At 29.4% G+C, this 20,561-nt stretch carries 11 protein-coding genes; 5 read left to right on the top strand and 6 right to left on the bottom strand.

What is annotated here, in order from left to right:
- The first annotated feature begins 72 nt into the window (after positions 1-72).
- Positions 73-1,155, top strand: coding sequence for a CNNM domain-containing protein (locus tag DS884_RS06065; protein WP_113786136.1), 1,083 nt, complete (start codon positions 73-75; stop codon positions 1,153-1,155).
- Positions 1,156-1,479: 324 nt separating this feature from the next.
- Here the strand turns inward: DS884_RS06065 and DS884_RS06055 are convergent, their stop codons facing one another.
- Both DS884_RS06055 and DS884_RS06050 read right to left on the bottom strand, forming a co-directional pair.
- Positions 1,480-3,945 carry a DUF5686 and carboxypeptidase regulatory-like domain-containing protein gene (locus DS884_RS06055; RefSeq protein ID WP_113786134.1) on the bottom strand — a complete coding sequence of 822 codons (2,466 nt, stop codon included), beginning with the start codon at positions 3,943-3,945 and terminating at the stop codon, positions 1,480-1,482.
- Between the two features lie 254 nt (positions 3,946-4,199).
- Positions 4,200-6,821 (bottom strand): AsmA-like C-terminal region-containing protein, encoded by a 2,622-nt coding sequence (locus DS884_RS06050; RefSeq protein WP_113786133.1) that lies wholly within the window; start codon positions 6,819-6,821, stop codon positions 4,200-4,202.
- 124 nt (positions 6,822-6,945) lie between these two features.
- Here DS884_RS06050 and queG point away from each other — a divergent pair, with 124 nt between their 5' ends.
- Complete coding sequence (gene queG, locus DS884_RS06045; RefSeq protein WP_113786132.1) at positions 6,946-7,875, top strand: tRNA epoxyqueuosine(34) reductase QueG; 930 nt, start codon at positions 6,946-6,948, stop codon at positions 7,873-7,875.
- A gap of 17 nt (positions 7,876-7,892) precedes the next feature.
- On the opposite strand, the gene DS884_RS06040 is transcribed toward queG, so the two are convergent.
- From DS884_RS06040 to DS884_RS06025, 4 genes are all read right to left on the bottom strand, one after another.
- Entirely contained in the window at positions 7,893-8,219 is a 327-nt protein-coding gene (locus tag DS884_RS06040) for a hypothetical protein (protein WP_113786131.1), read from the bottom strand.
- A 2-nt stretch (positions 8,220-8,221) separates the two neighbouring features.
- Positions 8,222-8,557, bottom strand: coding sequence for a hypothetical protein (locus DS884_RS06035; RefSeq protein WP_113786130.1), 336 nt, complete (start codon positions 8,555-8,557; stop codon positions 8,222-8,224).
- Positions 8,558-9,015: 458 nt separating this feature from the next.
- Positions 9,016-9,636, bottom strand: coding sequence for a PAS domain-containing protein (locus DS884_RS06030; RefSeq protein WP_113786129.1), 621 nt, complete (start codon positions 9,634-9,636; stop codon positions 9,016-9,018).
- Positions 9,637-9,742: 106 nt separating this feature from the next.
- Positions 9,743-10,351, bottom strand: a complete 609-nt coding sequence (locus tag DS884_RS06025) for a PAS domain-containing protein (RefSeq protein WP_093869749.1) — start codon at positions 10,349-10,351, stop codon at positions 9,743-9,745.
- A 135-nt stretch (positions 10,352-10,486) separates the two neighbouring features.
- Between DS884_RS06025 and DS884_RS06020 the strand changes: the two genes are divergently transcribed.
- The 3 genes from DS884_RS06020 (at position 10,487) to sprA (ending at position 20,537) form a co-directional block, all read left to right on the top strand.
- Entirely contained in the window at positions 10,487-12,769 is a 2,283-nt protein-coding gene (locus tag DS884_RS06020) for an NADP-dependent malic enzyme (RefSeq protein WP_113786128.1), read from the top strand.
- A gap of 80 nt (positions 12,770-12,849) precedes the next feature.
- Complete coding sequence (gene ruvA, locus DS884_RS06015; RefSeq protein ID WP_093869751.1) at positions 12,850-13,431, top strand: Holliday junction branch migration protein RuvA; 582 nt, start codon at positions 12,850-12,852, stop codon at positions 13,429-13,431.
- A 20-nt stretch (positions 13,432-13,451) separates the two neighbouring features.
- Entirely contained in the window at positions 13,452-20,537 is a 7,086-nt protein-coding gene (sprA, locus tag DS884_RS06010; RefSeq protein ID WP_113786127.1) for a cell surface protein SprA, read from the top strand.
- Positions 20,538-20,561: the final 24 nt, after the last annotated feature.

Genomic DNA, 20,561 nt, shown 5'->3' with positions numbered 1-20,561 from the left:
ATAATTATTTGAATGAAGACTGTCTATAAAGGACAGTCTTTTTTTATTTAATTTAGCAAAAAAATTAAAAACATGACTTTATTAATAATCTACGCAACTTTATCTATTCTCTTTTCATTTCTATGTTCAATTTTAGAAGCTGTTCTGTTAAGTGTAACACCAACTTTTGTTAATGTAAAAAAGAAAGAAGGAAAAGCGTTTGCGAAAGGTTTAGAAACTTTGAAAAAGGATGTAGATAAGCCATTAATAGCAATTTTAACTGTAAACACTATTGCCCATACTGTAGGTGCTATTATGGTTGGTGCTGAGGCAAAAAAAGCTTTTAGTGACGATGGAAATGGAGTTTTTATTGTATCTGCAATAATGACAATATTAATACTTGTTGCCTCAGAAATTATACCTAAAACTATTGGAGCTACTTATTGGAAGTCTTTAGCAGGTTTTTCTACTAAGGCTTTAAATATATTAATATTTGTATGTAAGTATACAGGACTTATTTGGGTTTTACAGTTATTTACAAAAATGTTTGGTAAAGGAGCTCATGGTGAAAGTGTTTTAAGTAGAGAAGATTTTACTGCTATGACTGATATAGCTGAACAAGAAGGTGTTTTTCATGAAAATGAAAGTAATGTGATACGTAATATGTTAGGATTTAAAGAAGTACAAGCAAAACATATCATGACACCACGTACAGTTTTAAAATCAGCTGATGAAAATCAAACAATACAGTCGTTTTTTGACGAACATAAAGCATTACGTTTTTCTAGAATACCAGTTTATTCTGAAAATCCAGATACTATTACTGGGTATTTTTTAAAAGATCAATTGTTACTTTCTCTAATTAATAATAAAGGAAATGAGCCTTTAAAAAGTATTAAAAGAGATATTATTATTGCAGATAGAGAGCTTTCTATTCCTAACTTATTTGATAAATTAATTGAACAAAGAGAACATTTAGCGTTGGTTGTTGATGAATTTGGAACAGTAAGCGGATTAGTTACTCAAGAAGATGTAATTGAAACCTTGCTAGGATTTGAAATTATGGATGAGAGTGATAATGTTGCAGATTTACAAAGTTTTGCTAGAAAAAACTGGGAACAAAGAGCTAAACGCTTAGGGATCGTTAGTGAGGATGAGGAAGAAAAAAAAGAATAAGTTGTTTTCTGTTTTATAAAATATTAAAAGCGAATAAATTATTTATTCGCTTTTTTAAATTATAAGGACTAGTTTTTAAGTTGACTTTTGATTATAGTTATTACAATTATAAAAATCAAACAGAAGACCAAAGTAATAGGTATAGTATAACAAATGCATCTTTATTTTATCAAAAAGAAGATAGCCCTTGGAATTTTAAAATTACTGCTCAAAATTTAACAGATGAAACATTTAAACAGAGCAATAGTTTTTCAGACTATCTAATTTCTTGATACTAGAACATATATAATGCCTAGAATTATATTATTTGGTATAGGATATAAGTTATAATTTAATTCCAAAAAGAACTCTATTTTCTTTTTGCCCATTAAAGTTAGAACGTACAAAATCTACACGAAGAAAGCGCCATTTTCCGAAGCCAATATTATCTAACCCTAATGAGAATTCTGAATACGGCTTGTTTCCACCAGTAAATAAACCTTTAGCTCCTGCTACTAAATGAAAGTTTAATTGATTTAAAAGTGGTACTTTACTTAATAGTGCGCCTTTAAAGTTTTGTTCAGCATGTAGTTCACCATGTTTATCATTTGTGCTTAATTGGTAATAAGGTAACGCTAAAAAGCCGTTTAAATAATTACTATTCGGAGCTATTAATAGGCGATTTCCATTAAAGTGGGCATAATCCATAAAAGGTATATCTTTTTTGTCTAAAAATAGTCCTCCCTTAATTTTATATTTAAATCTTCCCCAATTTCCAAGTCCAATGTTTTGATATAATTGTGAATAAATAACATCTGAATTCCAGTTACTATTTCCAGAACCAAAGTTCTTTTTATATCCAATGTATAATGAAGGGTATTTTTTGTTACCAATGTTTATTTTTCTATTTGGATACGACCAGTACTTTTGACCAAATTGTATTGATGCCCCTAGATTAAATGACCACATTTGATGAGGTGTAAAAGAACTATTAAAGTTTGAGGGCTGAATAGGGTTATTAGAAGTGTATGCTATGTCTTTTTTTGGAAACATTACATAGTCTGTTGTATTGAATAAAGGCTTTCTGTCAGCAAATTCTATGCTTGAATATAAACGTAATCCATTAATCACTTCTTGAGAAAAAGATACTTTTGCAAAAGATTTTTCATAAATTTTCATGTAGTTTCTTTCAAACATGGTAGAACTTATGGTGTTCCAAAATTTAGAAATTGGATTTTTAGCATCAAATTGACTTGTAGTTATTCCTCCAGAAATATTTAAAATAGGTCGAGAAGTATTGTTCCATTTATATGAGAAATATCCTGTTGGCCTAGCTTTTTTATCAGATAGTCCATAATTAACAGCAACACCTGTGCTAAACCCTTTTCCTGTTTTGTTTAAGCGTTTATTAAAGTTCAAACTTAAACCTGAGTTCCATCCTTGAACAGTATTAAAATTTAAGTTTTCTATAGGTGAAGAAAAATTAACAGACCATTTCTTATATGAGTTATCATAGCTATACCCTGTAAGAATGTTAAGAGGTTTGAATTTGTTTCTTTTACGATCAATAGAGTCTAAGTATTTTTTAGATTTTCGTATTACTTTAATACTATCTTTTAACTTGTAATCAGAAACTTCTTCATTAGTTAAGGCAACAGGTCTTATAGTATTCCAGTAGGTGGTATCTTTTTTAGTTGCATTTTCGGCAAAAGATAATACTTCATTTGTAAATGTATTCTCAGTAAAGTTTGGTGTGAAATTGTAGTTTGAGTATGCCGCTGAAAAACGACCATTAAAGTTAATACCAAACATACCAGCATTAAAATCTATAGTTTGTGTAACCAAAGTCCAGGCTTTTATAGCAGGTACATAATTGTAGTTTTGTTTAATATGTAAACTTTTAACCATGGGTACACCTACTTGAGAACCAGAAACATTAACATCGGCACCATATATTGACCAATCGTCTTCTACAATGTATATAAAACCATTAAAAACAGGATCGTTTTTTCTTTTTGGAAGTAATTCAATTTTGTTAACGAGCTTACCATTTTTATTGTAAAAAACACCAGTTAATTTATATTTGTAATATCCAAAAGCACCATCTGCTATTGGAGAAACCATTTGTTTTCCAGCTAAATCAAATGAGTTTTCATAAAAATCGAAGTTTACTTCATCTGCTTGGTTAAAGCTTATACCGTTATCTTGACCAGAAACTTTAGAAGCAACGATGTGTTCTTTAAATTTCTTTGGTTTTTTTTGATATGTTATTTTTGAAATAGTTTCTGAAAGGTACATAATACCACTACGGGTAGAATCTAACCCTCCGCCTAAATCACCAACTTCTTGACCTAGAATTTTTTTAGGAGCGTTTTTAATTTTAAACATTCCACGAGAATAAAAGTCTGAAGTGTATTTACCTAGCTTATTTGTATTCTTGTTTTTATTTGCAATGGTATTTCTAATAATTGCATTTGCTGGGTTTTCTTTTGAATTAATTTGAACTTCATCTAAAGAAACTTGTTCTTCCTGAAGTGAAACGTTAAGAATAAAAGGTAACTTGTTAATTGTTACATTTTTTTTAGCTGTTTTATATCCTAAAAATTGAAAAATAATAGTATAGTTTCCTGTTTTTTCAATGTTTAAATTATAATCACCATTGTTGTTTGAAGTAGTTCCAGTGATGCTGTTTTCTAAATAAACACTAACAAAAGGGAGTGATTTTCCTTTAGTGTCAGTAATTTTACCTTTCATTTGAGAAAAGCTAATAATAGAGGAAAGTAAAAAAATAAATGTAGTTATTTTCTTCATAGTTTTGGTTTAATATTAGTTTGGTAACAAACTTAACAGATATAAAATCAGTAATATGACTACAAAATGTTAAAGATGTTACAAAGAAATCTTAAAAACATAGACACACGTTTTTTATAAATGGTTGCCTGAATAATTTTTTTAGCTAAAAAGTTTAAGGTATAAAAAGTTCAGCATAGGTATTGATAAATAAAAAAGGTTTCCTAATCAATTTAGGAAACCTTATGTGTATTATTGCTAAAAGAAGCAGATAGTTATTTCTTTTTCTTTTCTTTCTTCTTTTTACCAAATAAACCTCCTAAAACATCTTTTACTTTATTAACGGTTGCATCTTTGGTACTTGTTGAGGTTTTAGTTGTATCCTTTTTAGATTTTCCTAGTAAATTTCCTAACGTGTTTTTAACTAAATTGTCTTTTTGTTGTTGAATTAATTTCTGACTTAATTTTGAAACAGAAGAAGATAAATCAGTAGTAACACTTGGAGATGTCATGTTTCCTGTAATCGTTGCAGTAACTGGTACCGTTATGTTTTGATCTTTAGCGCTTAGTTTTGATAATAAGCCAGATACCTCACTTCCTAAGTATTTAGCAGGAACATCTAAAGTAACGTTATAATTCATACTCTGATCAAAACCATGACTTCCTCCTATATTAATGCCAATATCTTTATATTTTAATTTAAAAGGAGCTACTGCTACTTTTCCTTGTTTAAACGATAAATGTGTTTTTATGTCTGATAAATCTAGTTTTGTTAAATCTATAAATGATAATTTATTATCTAATAAGCTTAAAGCTTTTGAATTTTCAGGGTTAATTTTAGTAGTTAAAAGTTGAGCTAAAGCTTTTCCAGAAACTGAAGTTAAGTTTGGGGTGAAATCTTTATTCAAACTACCGCTTAAATTAATGTCTGAATTTAATTTTCCATTCATAGCACCAGCAATTGGGCTTAATGATTTTAATAAATCCATACGAGTAAAAGATTGAGAAATATCAAATGATTTAACTCCTAATTTCATAGCAAAAGTAGGCTGCTTCTTCTGGGTATTTACTTCCCCATTTAATGCTATTTGTCCGTTAAAAATTCCTGCATTTACATTTTGTAAAATAGCTTTTTCATCCTTTAACCATAAAGTTCCTTTTACATTTTTTAAAGTTAAGTTGTCATAATGAACAGTTTTAGCATCTGCTAAAACTTTACAATCTAAGAAAGCTGGAATTTTTAGTGATTCTTCTGTTGAAATCTCTTTAGTTTCCGATTCTTCTTTTGAAGTATCATCGTTGGTAGGAGTATCTGTGTTTTTTTGCATGAAATCACTCACATAAAAATTGTTAGATTTCACATTAAAAGTACCTTGTAGTTTTTTGTTTGACAATAAAAACCCAAGAAGGTTATTAATTTTTCCAGTAGCATTCATGTCACTCTTTCCAGTTTTAGCATCAAACTTTGTTAGTGAAATAACTTTAGGATCAAAATTAATTTTGGTGTTCTTTATTTTAAGAGGGTTTACAATATCTTTTGAAGAAAAAACAAAATCGCTTACCTCAATAGTACCATCATTTTTAATACGCCTAACAATGTTCTTTTTAATAGCATCAACATCAAAGCTAGTGCGCAAATTTGCTTTTAATTTACCACTTAGTTCATTTTTTAAATCTACAGGGTAGGCTTTGTTAATATTGGCTAAATTTAAAGTTCCGTTTAAATTTGCTTTTACTAACGGATTTGTAGTTAAGTTGTATAAACTTCCTTTTCCAGAAAAAACATCTTCATCAATTTTAAAAGAAAGATTATCAATGGTTATAAAGGTGTTTTTAACCTTCCCAGTAGTGTTTTTTAATTGAGCGTTGATATTTATGTTGCGAACACTTTTAGGTAAGTCAGGGTATTTAAAAGAGGCGTTTTTAGCATTTACAGCTATATCCAGTTTTGGAATGTTCTTTTCATCAATGGTTCCAAATACTTTTCCGGCTACACTAAAGTTTCCTGTGGTTTTAACATCAGCGATGTTTTTAGCATAAACCTCTGGAATTAAGCCTAAAAAATTTTTAAAGTCAGATGATGGAGTTTTAAAATCAATATGTACTTCTTGGTTATTCTCATTTATTTGAACAAAACCATTAAAAACAAGAGCTAGGTTATTCAGCTTAGCTTCATTTTTTAAAAATGAAAACTTCTTATTTACTAAATCCATTCCAAGAATAGCATCTAAAGATATCTTTTGATTTTTGGCATAGTAAACATTGTCCATTCCAAATGAAATGGTAGATGTTGTTTTGGTAGTTAATTCTGAGTTTGATTGAGAAAAATCACCATAACCACTATGATTAAAGTCGTTCAATAAAAGAGACATTTTTCCTTTTTTATCGTTGTATTTAATAGTGGTGTTACTAATACTATAACCGTCAATTGATAATCCAAAAGTAGACGGTTCACTTTCTTTTGAAGCTTCTTCGTTAACTGTAACTTCAGTAGAAGGTTTAGCAATATCATAATTTGCTTTTCCTTTTTCATTAACCATTACGCTTACCAAAGCATTGTCAATAGTAAAAGATTTTATGTTTAATTGGTCAGAAGAAGCTTTAAAAAGTTCAGTAAGTTTTAGTTTTAAAACAACGTCTTTCGCATACAGTAAAGTATCTCCATCAAAAGGCTTATGATTTATTACTGAAACATTAGAAAGTGTAACAGATGCATTTGGGAAATTCCTTAGTAAACTTAAGTTACCATCAGAAAAATCAACCTTAGCATTTACGTTGTTGTTTACAGTTTCTTTAACCAAACCAAGAATCTTATCTTGAAATAATAAAGGAATGCTTACTAATAAAATGAAAATGACTAAAACAAAGCCAATCAATATTTTATAAACTTTTTTCATAGAGGAAATATTTTAAAGTATATATTACTAACGGGCAAAGTTCAGTATTTATTTGTTAACATATCGCTAAGAAAACTATAAAAATAAAAGTTTTGGTAATTTTGCTTTTGAAAACGAACTATAAATGAGTAAAAAAGAGCAATATTCTAATTTTATAAAAGCCCAAGCTAAGAAATTAGGGTTTTTAGAATGTGGTATTGCAAAAGCTGAGTTTTTAGAAAAAGAAGCACCTCGTTTAGAAGCGTGGTTAAAAAATGACTTTCATGGTGAAATGAAGTACATGGAAAACCATTTTGATAAGCGATTAGATCCAACATTGTTAGTAGAGGGCGCAAAATCTGTAATATCATTAACGTATAATTACTTTCCGGAGGAAGTTCAATCAAAAGATAGCTATAAGATTTCTAAATATGCTTATGGGCAAGATTATCATCAAATTATAAAAGGTAAGTTAAAAGCATTATTACAGCTTATACATGATGAAATAGGGGAGGTGTCTGGGCGTTGTTTTGTAGATTCTGCTCCTGTTTTAGAACGTGCTTGGGCAGAAAAAGCAGGTTTGGGTTGGAATGGGAAGCATTCATTATTAATACAGAAACAGCAAGGGTCTTTTTTCTTTTTAGCCGAATTAATTATTGATTTAGAATTGGTGTATGATCATCCATTTACTACTGATCATTGTGGATCATGTACTCGTTGTATTGATGCATGCCCAACAGAAGCTATTTTACCAAATAATACGGTTGATGGTAGTAAGTGTATTTCATATTTAACAATTGAACTTAAAGATTCCATTCCTTCAACTTTCAAAGAAAAAATGGAAAACTGGATGTTTGGATGTGATATTTGTCAGGATGTTTGCCCATGGAATCGTTTTTCTAAACCACATGCTGAACCTTTGTTTTCATCTCAAGAAAATTTATTAGAAATAACTAAGCGAGATTGGCAAGAGTTAACGCAAGAAACATTTAGTAAAGTATTTAAAAAATCGGCAGTAAAACGAACCAAATTTATTGGTTTGCAACGTACTATTTCTTTTTTGAAGGGTGATTAAATAAATAGGGAATTTATTTATTTTTTTAATTCAAAATTTTCAGTATTGATATATCCATTACTACTTTTTGAATGTAATTCTAATATTTTACTATTCTTTTTTTTGAAAATTGAATCACCTATTTGTAAATCATGTCTTTTTCTTATATTAAACCTTGCTAGATAATACTTCTCACCTTTAACAAAAATTGATGGGATTTTTTTTGAATCATAGATTATATCATTAATTACTCCTATAATTTCTATTTTCTTATTTTTTGAAAGACTTATATTACTATTATAAACTGAGAAAAAAATCATAATTAAAATACTTACTAAAAGAAAAATTAAGTTGTTTTTTTTCATTACTAATTGTTTATTCTTTTTTCAAAAATCAATTCACTTACAGAGTGGTCTTCGTCAGAATATTTAACTTTAAATTTATCCCCTAATTTGACCAAGTCTACTTTTATTGTTAAATCTTGGTTTTCTTCATAAGAAGAACCGTTTATTGAGTATCTATATCTTATACGATAGCCTCTTTTTGGTATTCTATATTTTTTAATAATAGTACCAATAGTATATAAATGACTTTTCTCTAATTGTCTTTTTTCTTCTGAACTAAGATAATAACCAAATGAAGCTAATCCTATACAAATCATAAGAATAAAATAGATGTCTTTTTTGCTGTTTTTAGTTTTCATTATTTTCTTGTTTCAGTGAAGTGAATAAGATTATTTGTATTTAATTAAATTTTAAGATATAACTTATTTGTTTAGCTAAAATACAAAATCCCTTTTCTTATTATCTATTACTTACACATTCGTTACCGTTAGTATTTACAATGACCCGTCCTGAAATAAGGCTACATAATTTTATACATTATGTATAGAAATGACAAAGTCATTAGACGTTACAGTGAACCATTTAAATTAAAAATAGCAAATAAAAACCCAAGCATAGTAAAAATTGATTTGAATACAAAAGTTAAATGTCATGAATAAAATAGACTAAGTAATTATTATCAAATTGTTAAGTTTTTGTTCGTGTTTATTTGAAAAATAAAGTAAGTAAGCTTGGTTATAGATTTATAAAAAAGCCGTTTAGATAGAAACGGCTTTTTGTTTTTAGCAAACTAATATTTAAATAGTTTTATTCTTTTCTATAAAAAATCACCAAAGAAAAACCAATTAAGGCTTTTTTTAATTTTGTTTTCTTTGTTGTCTTTTTCTAGGATTTTGGTGTCTCTTATTTCACTTTGAAATAAATCGATAACAAATTCATCGTAAGTTTTTTTAGTTTCCTCTTTTAAAAAAGCATCAAAGTATAACTCACTTGCTTTTTCTCCTTTTATTTTTTCTATTTCTAGAAGTGTTTTATATAAAGGCTCAATTTTTTCAATAACACCATTTGGTACAGCTTTTCTTCGTCCGGTATAACCAGTAATTTCACCTTGCTCATTTTTATCAACTGTAAAATCGGTAATCACCCAATAGTATCTACCGGTTCTTGTTAAGTTTTTAACAATAGCATGGAAATTTTCACCTTTTTTTAAAGCGTTCCATAAAACTTTAAATGCCACTTTAGGCATATCAGGATGACGAATAATATTATGGGGCTCACCAATTAATTCAATTTTATTGTATTCAGAAGCTTCTTCAAAAGCATCATTCATGTATAAAATTGTACCATGAATGTCCGTTTTGCTTATGATTGTCTGGGTTTTATCCCATTTTACTTCTTCGTTTATAATCTTGATTGGTTTGGGGGATATCTTTGTCATTTAATACTTTATTTAGTCTAAACAAAAATAATTAAAACAAATAAAACAGTAACCTTAATTTTAAATAAAAGTTACTGTTTTTTATTTTTAAAATAGGGGTGGTTTGCTAAAGGAAATCACCAAAGAAAAACCAATTTAAGCCTTTTTTAATTTTATCTTTATTAGCTGGAGTATCGTACTGTTCTTTTTTACTTTCCTCTTTAAATAAATCAACAACAAACTCGTTATAGTTCTTGCCTATTTCTTCTTTTAAATAACCTTCAAAATATAATTCACTGACCTTTTCGCCTTTTAATTTTTCAATATCAAGTAATGTTTTATATAGTGGCTCAATTTTTTTAATAACACCTTCTGGAACAGCTTTTCTTCGTCCTGTATAACCAGTAACTTCACCTTGTTCATTTTTATCAACTGTAAAATCAGTAATAACCCAATAATATCTTCCAGTTCTAGTTAAGTTTTTAACGATGGCATGAAAGTTTTCACCTTTTTTTAAAGCTTCCCATAAGACTTTAAATGCTACTTTAGGCATATCTGGGTGTCTAATTATGTTATGAGGTTCGCCAATTAATTCAATGGCACTATACTCACAAGCTTGTGTAAAAATATCATTAGCATATAAAATCGTTCCGTGTAAATCCGTTTTACTTACAATTGTTTGGGTCTTGTCCCATTTTACCTCTTCGTTAATAATTTGTTTTGGGGGAGTTTCCATAATTTAGTTTTTTTATTTTGGTTGCCGCAAAAATCTATTAATAAAGGATAATTAAATATGATTTTTATCAGTTTCTAAATTGTTTTTACAACAGAACAAAATGTATATTTGTCAGTTAATACAAACAACATTATTATGAGCGAATCTAGAAAACGACGAGAAGCTTTATTATATCATGCAAAACCAAAGCCAGGAAAAATCTCTGTAGTTCCTACTAAAAAGTATGCAACTCAACACGATTTGTCTTTGGCATATTCCCCAGGAGTTGCTGAGCCTTGTTTAGAAATAGCAAAAGATAAAGACAATGTATATAGATATACTGCTAAAGGTAATTTAGTAGCAGTAATATCAAACGGAACGGCGGTTTTAGGTTTAGGAGATATTGGTCCTGAGGCATCAAAGCCTGTGATGGAAGGAAAAGGATTACTATTTAAAATATTTGCAGATATTGATGTATTCGATATTGAAGTTGATGCAACTGATGTAAATAAATTTGTAGAAACTGTAAAAGCAATTGCACCTACTTTTGGAGGTATAAACCTTGAAGATATTAAGGCACCTGAAGCTTTTGAGATAGAAAGAAGGTTAAAAGAAGAATTAGATATTCCTGTAATGCACGATGATCAGCATGGTACAGCTATTATTTCTGCAGCGGCATTAAAAAATGCTTTAGAAATTAATGGTAAAGATATTTCTAAAGTTCTAATTGTAGTAAATGGAGCAGGAGCAGCTGCGATATCATGTACTCGTTTATATTTAGCTCTAGGAGCTAAAAGGGAAAATGTTATTATGTGTGATAGTAAAGGTGTAATAAGAAATGATAGAGATAATCTTACTTCACAAAAAGCAGAATTTGCAACACATAAGGATGTAAACACTTTAGAAGAAGCAATGCATAATGCAGATGTTTTTATAGGGTTATCTAAAGGTAATGTAGTTACACCAGAGATGTTATTATCAATGGCAAAAAATCCTATTGTGTTTGCTATGGCAAATCCTGATCCTGAAATTTCTTATGATGTGGCAGTTGCTACAAGAGAAGATATTATTATGGCAACAGGAAGATCTGATCATCCTAATCAGGTTAACAATGTTTTAGGGTTTCCTTTTATTTTTAGAGGTGCATTGGATGTAAGAGCATCAAAAATTAATGAAGAAATGAAAATGGCGGCTGTACATGCATTAGCAGATTTAGCTAAAAAATCAGTGCCAGAGCAAGTGAATATAGTGTATGATGAAATAAGTCTTTCTTTTGGAAAAGATTATATTATACCAAAGCCATTTGATCCAAGATTAATTTATGAAATCCCTCCAGCAATTGCGAAAGCAGCTATGGATTCAGGAGTAGCTAAAGAGCCTATTGAAGATTGGGGGAAGTATAGAGAAGAGTTAATGGATAGATCAGGTACAGGAAGTAAAGAAATAAGATTATTACATAACCGAGCTAAGAAAAATCCAAAAAGAGTTGTATTTACTGAAGCTGATCATTTAGATGTATTAAAAGCAGCTCAAAGAGTTTATGAAGAGAAAATTGGTATTCCAATTTTATTAGGTAGAAAAGAAGTCATTTTGGAATTAAAAGAAGAACTTGGCTTTACAGGTGATGTTCAAATTATCGATCCAAAAATAGATGAAGAAGAGGAAAGAAGAAATCGTTATGCTGATTTTTTCTGGGAAACACGTCAGCGAAAAGGGGTAACTCTATTTGAAGCTAAAAAATTAATGCGTGAGCGTAATTATTTTGCAGCTATGATGGTAAATAGTGGTGAAGCTGATGCTTTGATTACAGGATATTCTAGACCTTATTCATCAGTAGTAAAACCAATATTAGAACTAATAGAAAAGGATAAAGGAGTTACTAGAGTAGCAGCAACAAACCTAATGCTTACTAAGCAAGGACCAATGTTTTTAGCTGATACTACTATTAATATCAATCCAACGGCCAAAGATTTAGCAAAAATTACACAATTAACGTCTACTTTGGCAAAAATGTTTGGAATGAAGCCAAATGTAGCTATGTTAGGTTTTTCAAACTTTGGATCATCAAAGTCAGAAAGTTCTGCAAAAATTAGAGAAGCAGTTTCTTATATTCATAGAAATTACCCAAATGTTGTGGTTGATGGTGAGTTACAAGCTGATTTTGCATTAAACCCAGATTTGTTAGCAAAAGAATTTCCGTTTTCTAAATTAAATGGAAAAAGAGTTAATGTATTGATATTTCCAAACTTAGATGCCGCTAATATTACGTATAAGTTAATGAAGCAGGTAGACGGAGTTGAATCTGTTGGGCCAATTTTGTTAGGTATGAGCAAGCCAGTTCATATATTACAATTAGGAGCTAGTGTTGATGAAATGGTTAATATGGCAGCAGTTGCTGTAGTTGATGCACAAAATAAATCATTAAAAAAAACAATGTAAAAGAGGGGGAAAAACCTTGAAAATGAGTGTTTTTAAAAACAAATATTTTTTCTACTTTAGACAACGCAAAAAATTAATGAATGATAACACAAATTAGAGGAAGACTTGTAGAGAAAAATCCAACCTATGTGGTAGTAGATTGTAATGGAGTTGGATATTTATTACATATCTCTTTAAATACATTTTCTTTATTACCAGAAAATGAGAACATCGTGTTATATACGCATTTATCAATTAGAGAAGATGCACATACTTTGTTTGGATTTATTAATAAAACAGAAAGAGAAATTTTTAGATTATTAGTTTCAGTATCTGGGGTTGGACCTAGTACAGCAAGGACTATGCTTTCCTCTATGACATCTGAAGAAATTCAACAAGCAATAGCTTCTGAAGATGTAAAGTTAATTCAATCAGTTAAAGGTATTGGTGTTAAAACAGCACAAAGAGTTATTGTTGATTTGAAAGATAAAATTCTAAAAACCTTTGATTTAGATGAAGTTTCATTAAAACAAAACAATACAAATAAAGAAGAAGCGTTATCTGCTTTAGAGGTATTAGGATTTGCTCGGAAACAAGCAGATAAAGTAGTTAATAATATATTAAAAGTAACACCTGAAGCTACTGTAGAAGAGCTTATAAAGCAGGCGTTAAAAAACTTATAATAGAGTTGGGAAAGACATTTATGAATAAATTATTTACAACACTTACTTTGCTAGTAAGTGTTGTTTCGTTTTCACAAAGTATTACGAATAATAATAAACAAGGAGTAAAAAAAGATACAGTTATACCACTTAAGTATAATTTTAATTTTAGTCAAAAAGGAAAACTTTTTTTAAATAATCCCTCACAGTTTCAAGTCAGATACGATAAAGCTATAAATAAGTTTGTAATAGTTGAAAAAATTGGAGATTATTATATAGGGACTCCAGTTTTTATGACTCCAAGAGAATATGAAAAGTATCGTTTAAAAAACGATATGAAAGACTATTTTAAAGAAAAAGTTGATGCAACTAATTCAAGAAAAAAAGGAAATAATAAAGCTAGAAAAAACTTGTTACCAAAATATTATGTGAACTCAAAGTTTTTTGAATCTGTTTTTGGAGGAAATGAAGTTGAGGTTATTCCTAGAGGACAAGTAAATATTAAATTAGGAGGTGTTTATCAAAATAATGAAAATCCACAAATATCAATAGATAATCAAAGTAGTTTTACTTTTGATTTTGACCAACAAATAAGTGCAAGTTTACAAGCCAAAGTAGGAAAACGATTAAAAGTTACTGCTAATTATGATACGCAATCTACTTTTGATTTCCAAAATCTTATAAAATTAGAATACACACCAACTGAAGACGATATTATTCAAGGTATTGATGCAGGTAACATAAGTATGCCTATTAAAAATTCATTAATAAACGGTGCTCAGGCTTTATTTGGGGTAAAGGCAGAATTACAATTTGGAAAAACTCGTGTTACAGCTGCATTTTCTCAACAAAATTCGCAATCAAAAACAGTTGTAGCCGAAGGTGGAGCTACGATTGAAGAGTTTGAATTAAGAGCTTCTGATTATGATAATGATCGTCACTTCTTTTTATCACAATATTTTAGAGAAAACTATAAGGATGCACTAAAACAATATCCTTTAATAAATAGTTCAATAAATATAACCAGAGTAGAAGTTTGGGTTACCAATAGAACACAAAGTGTTACTGACTTTAGAAGTATTGTTGCACTTGCTGATATAGGAGAGTCTAAAGATGAAAATAAGGTGAAAACTCAAGTAACTAATAATCCAAACTTAGTTACTGTTAACGGAAAAGTAATACCTTATAATGAAGTAAACGAATTTGGAGGGTTGTTAACAAATACTAGTGGTCTTAGAGATATCGCAACAATGAATAGTACTTTAGATGGAGTTGTTGCTCCTCAAAAAGCTACTCAAGGTACAGATTTTTCATATTTGCAAAATGCACGTAAACTTCAGGCTAATGAATATAAGTTACATCCACAATTAGGTTTTATATCATTAAATAGAAGATTAAATGATGGAGAGGTTTTAGCTGTAGCCTATGAATATACTGTAGTTGGAGCATCTAATAATGAAACGGTTTTTAAAGTAGGGGAGTTTTCAAATGATGGAGTTGTTGCCCCAGCAAATTTAGTAGTAAAATTACTTAGAAGTGAAATATTAACTACGGTTAGAAAAAATTCTGTTACTAATTTAGATGAGTCATTTCCTACATGGAGATTAATGATGAAAAATGTATATGCGATAGGCGCATATCCTTTACAGCAACAAGGTTTTCGTTTTGATTTATTATATCGTGATGATCAAACTGGAACTTTACAAAATACATTACAAAATGCCAGTAGTTCCAGTATAAAAGAAACCCCTTTAATGCAAGTTTTACATATTGATAGATTAGATCAAAGTCAGTATGAAGTAGCAGGAGGTGATGGTTTTTTTGATTTTATAGAAGGAGCAACTGTAAATTCACAAAAAGGATATATTATATTTCCAGATCCTGAACCATTTGGAGAAAATTCATATTTAGATTCAAAATTAGTTGGAGCCGATAAAAGTAAATATCTATTTAAAGATTTATACTTGACAACTAAAATTCAAGCAAAAAATGAATTTCAAAATAAGGATAAATACTTTTTAAAAGGATACTTTAAATCAGAATCAAGTAGAGGAATATCATTAGGAGCATTTAATATACCGAGGGGTTCAGTAAAAGTTACAGCTGGAGGAAGACAATTAGTTGAAGGTATTGATTATGTGGTAGATTATCAATTAGGGAGAGTGCAAGTTTTAGACCCTGGATTAGAAGCTTCAGGAACACCTATTAATGCTACTGTAGAAAACAATACTTTTTTTAATCAACAAAGAAAAACATTTATCGGAATAGATGTTGAACATCGATTTGCAGAGAACTTTACTATAGGTGGTACATTTTTAAATGTTAGTGAAAAGCCTATTACTCCAAAAGTTAATTTTGGAGGAGAACCAATTGATAACACAATGATTGGTTTCAATTTAGATTATTCATCTGAAGTACCTTATTTTACGAAACTAGCAAATAAATTACCATATGTAGAGACTGATGTTCCTTCAAAAATATCAGTAAGAGCTGATATGGCATATTTACTACCGGGATCACCTAGCGGTATTGATGTAAATGGAACAGCTACCTCATATTTAGATGATTTTGAAGCATCACAGATTCCTATTAATTTAAATTCTCCTCAACAGTGGTTTTTGGCAAGTACACCTGAATCACAAGGGTTAGAAGTTGAAGGAAAAGAAGTAAATAATTTAGTTTATAATAATAAAAGAGCTAAGATAGCTTGGTATAATGTCGATCAACTTTTTTATGGAAGTACTAATAGACCAGGTAATATCAATGAAAATGAATTGTCAAGAGATGAAGTTCGTCAAATTAGATATGAAGAATTATTCGATGTAGATTTAGATATTACACAACAAAATTTAGTAAGAACATTAGATTTAGCGTACTATCCTAATGAAAGAGGTCCTTATAATTTTAATACAAATACAACTGAAGTTGATATTGATGCAGGAAATGATAAGGTAACACTTAAAAAACCTGAAGAAAGTTGGGGTGGTATTATGCGTCCATTAACAACAAATAATTTTGAACAGGCAAATGTTGAGTATATTCAGTTTTGGTTAATGGATCCGTATGAAAACTATTCTATAACTGAATCCGAAGGATTACCAGTTGGTGCAAATCCTAAAGATGCAATTAACCATGGTAAGTTATTGATAAATTTAGGAAATATATCAGAAGATATTTTACGTGATGGTAGTAAGCAATATGAAAATGGATTACCAGAAACAGGTATTAAAACTAATGGTAGTAATGTTAGAGAATCAGTTTGGGGTTACACTCCAATTAATCCTTCCATCTTATATGCTTTTGCTTCAGATGACAATGCTAGAACAAATCAAGATGTTGGATTAGATGGGCTAAGTGATGCCGAAGAGAAAAGTGATTTTCACAGTATATCATCTTTTCCAGCTGAATACAAAGCTTTATCAGATCCGTCTGGAGATAATTTTCAGTTTTTTAGAGGTAGTGAGTTAGATGCTGTTAATGCATCTATTTTAACTCGTTATAAGAATTTTAATAATACTCAGGGTAACTCACCTACTTCAGGGCAGTCAACAGAAGCATATCCTACATCATCATCTACATATCCAGATACAGAAGATATTAATAAGGATCAAACGATGAATCCTGTTAATAGTTATTTTGAATATGAAATACCGTTAAATAAAACAGAGTTAGATAAAGGTGTTGGATTTAACAATATAGTTGATGTTAAAAATAGCACAGTTACTTTGTCAAATGGTCAATCAAGAACAACTAGATGGTACCAATTTAGAATACCAGTAAAAGGTGGTACACCAGTAAATGGAATTACTGATTTTAATAGTATTCGTTTTGTAAGAATGTTTGTTACACAGTTTAGAATACCAGTTGTATTACGTTTTGGAGAATTAGAATTGGTTCGTAGTGATTGGAGGAGATACACAAAAAATGTTCCTAACACTGAAATTAATAAATTTGAAATAGGAATTGTTAATATAGAGCAAAATAGTGATAAGTATGCTCTACCTCCTGGTATTGAAAGAGAACAGTTACAAGGAACGAATAGAGTTCAACGCCAAAATGAACAATCTGTTACTTTAAAAGTTTCTGATTTACCTGCTGATTCACTTAGAACTATCTATAAAAACATAAGTATAGATATGCGTAGATATAAAAATTTACGAATGTTTGTGCATGCTGAAGATCCTAATAGAATAGCAAAACAAGGAGAAAACACTGAAAGTGTAGCTATTATTCGTTTAGGAACAGATTTAAATGAAAATTATTATGAAATTGAAAAACCATTAATTTATTCTAGTACTACTGGAACACCTGAGTCAGATAAGGTATGGCCAGAGGAAAATAATTTAGATATTTTCTTAGAAGAGTTAGCTAATCTTAAACTGGAAAGGACTGGGTCTTTAACTGATGTATTTTCTGGAGTAAGTACAAATGGGTTAAAGATATCGGTAAAAGGTAATCCAACGTTAGCACAAATACGAACAGTAATGTTAGGTGTGAAGAATAATTCTGCTGTACCTAAAACAATTGAGGTTTGGTTTAATGAGTTGCGAGCTGTTGGTTTTGATAATAAAGGAGGATGGGCAGCTGTTTTAAATGCAGATGCTAATTTTGCTGATGTTGCAGATGTATCAATAGGCGGAAGAATGTCTACAATTGGTTTTGGAAATGTTGAAGATAGAGTACAGCAAAGAAGTATTGAAGAAGTAAAACAATATAATGTAGCAACAAATGTTCAGGTAGGAAAAATGATGCCCAAAAAATGGAACATGCAAATACCTATGAGTTATAGTTATGGAGAAGAGTTTAGAGATCCTAAATATGATCCGCAATTTCAAGATATAAAACTAGAAGATGCATTAGATAAAAACCCTAACAGTAAAAATTCTCAAGATTATACTAGAAGAAAAAGCATAAGTTTCATTAACGTTAAAAAGAATAGAAACCCTGAAAGTAAGAAGAAGCAGAAATTTTATGATGTAGAAAATTTTTCAGTTTCATATTCGTTTAATGAAGAGTTTCATAAAGATTACAATATTCAAAAATATGTCAATCAAAATGTGATGGCTGGAGCTAGTTATAATTTTAACTTTAAACCTTGGATAGTTGAGCCATTCAAAAAATCAAAAATGTTTAGTAATAGATATTTACGATTTATTAAAGATTTAAATATTAATCCTGTTCCTAAAAATATTGCAGTAAATTCAAGAATTAATAGAAATTATAGTGCACAACAATCAAGAAATTTAATAGAAGGGTTATCACCACAGCCAGAACTTAAACAACGTAATTTTGTTTTTGATTGGGATTATACTATTGGTTTTGATTTAACAAAGTCGTTAAAATTAAACTTCAATGCTACTAATAATTATATTTATGATAGTTTTGGTAGGGATGAAGACTTAGAAATATATGATAAGTTTTTTAGTATTGGACGTCCTAATAATTACCACCAAAAATTAAATGCAACATATAAGGTTCCTATTAATAAATTACCTTATTTAAGTTTTATATCTGCTGATTATGGATATACAGCAGATTTTGATTGGAAGGCGGCTTCACAAAGTTATGTAGATAAAGTTGGGAATATGATACAAAATGCCAACACACATAATTTAAACACTACAATAGATTTCGGACGATTCTATAAGGTATTAAAGCTAGATAAATTGCTAATTAGAGGAGCTAAGAAGGGACCAATTAAGAAAGGATCTTTAAAATTAGGAAGTAAACAAGTAGCTCAAAAAGCAAAACTAAAAAAGAATGCTGGTTTTGGAAAAAAAGCATTGAAAGGGTTATATGATGTTTTAACGTCAGTAAAGAGAGCTAAAATTAATTATAGCCAAAACAACGGAACTTTATTACAAGGATATAAACCAACTGTTGGTTTTCTTGGTAGAAATAATTTTGATGGTGGTCTTGCTCCTACTTTTGGGTTTGTATTTGGTAGCCAAACTGATATTTTAAGAACAGCGATTGATAATAATTGGATTATTAGAAGTATTCCTGGGCAAGAATATTATAATAAAAACTATGGTAGAACTAGTAACAGAAAATTAGATTATACCATTTCTGTAAAACCATTAAAAAGTTTAACAATCGATTTTAGAGGTAATAGAATTCAAACGAGTAATATTACCCAACAACTAGATGTAATTTCTGATGGAAATGGTGGTTTTGAACAAAATCCAAATATTAAATCTTTTGAAACAGGAAATTATAGTATCAGTCATTTTATGTTAGGTACAATGTTCACAAATAATGAAGTTTTGTATCAAAACTTTTTAAATTATAGAACAACAATTGCAAATAGATTAGCTACAACAGCTCAACCAGTCAATGGGTTTAAAGAAAGTGGACAACAAGCAATGTTACCAGCTTTTTTAGCAGCTTATTCTGGTAGTAGTCCAAATTCTGTAAGTACAGGAATCTTTAAAAACATTCCTATACCTAACTGGACGCTTCGTTATAACGGTTTAATGAAGTTTAAATGGTTTAAGAAAACATTCTCTTCGTTTACAGTGTCTCATGGATATAAATCGTCTTATACGATAGGTAATTATACTAATAACTTACAGTATGAAGGTCCAACATCAGTCAAAGTAAATACTTCTGGTAATTATCATCCAGAATTATTAATTTCGTCGGCAACTTTAATAGATGAATTTTCACCATTAATTAAGGTTGATTTTAGAATGAAAAATTCATTATCCTTTAAAGGTGAAATTAGAAGAGATAGAAGTTTAACACTAAATTTTAACAATAATACAATAACTGATATAAATGGAACAGAATATGTAATTGGATTTGGATATAAGATAAGAGATGTTAAATTTGTAACCAGATTTACGGGTAAAAAAGAAACATTAAAAGGAGACATCAACTTTAGAGCAGATATATCATTAAGAGACAATTTAACATTAATAAGAAGTGTTGATAAAGAGAACAATCAAGTAACAGGGGGAGAAAGGTTATTTGGAATAAAATTTTTAGCAGATTATAATTTAAGTAGAAATCTAACTGCATCTTTTTATTACAATCACCAAACATTTAATTATGCAGTTTCAACTACTTTCCCTAGACAATCAATCAATGCTGGTATTAATTTAGTATATAACTTAGGAAATTAAAAACAAACAAAAATATAAAACAAC

Source organism: Tenacibaculum sp. E3R01, from assembly GCF_003318185.1.
Lineage (GTDB): Bacteria > Bacteroidota > Bacteroidia > Flavobacteriales > Flavobacteriaceae > Polaribacter > Polaribacter halocynthiae.
The sequence above is the reverse complement of the archived record's forward strand: the minus strand, read 5'-3'. Positions and strand labels throughout refer to the sequence as shown.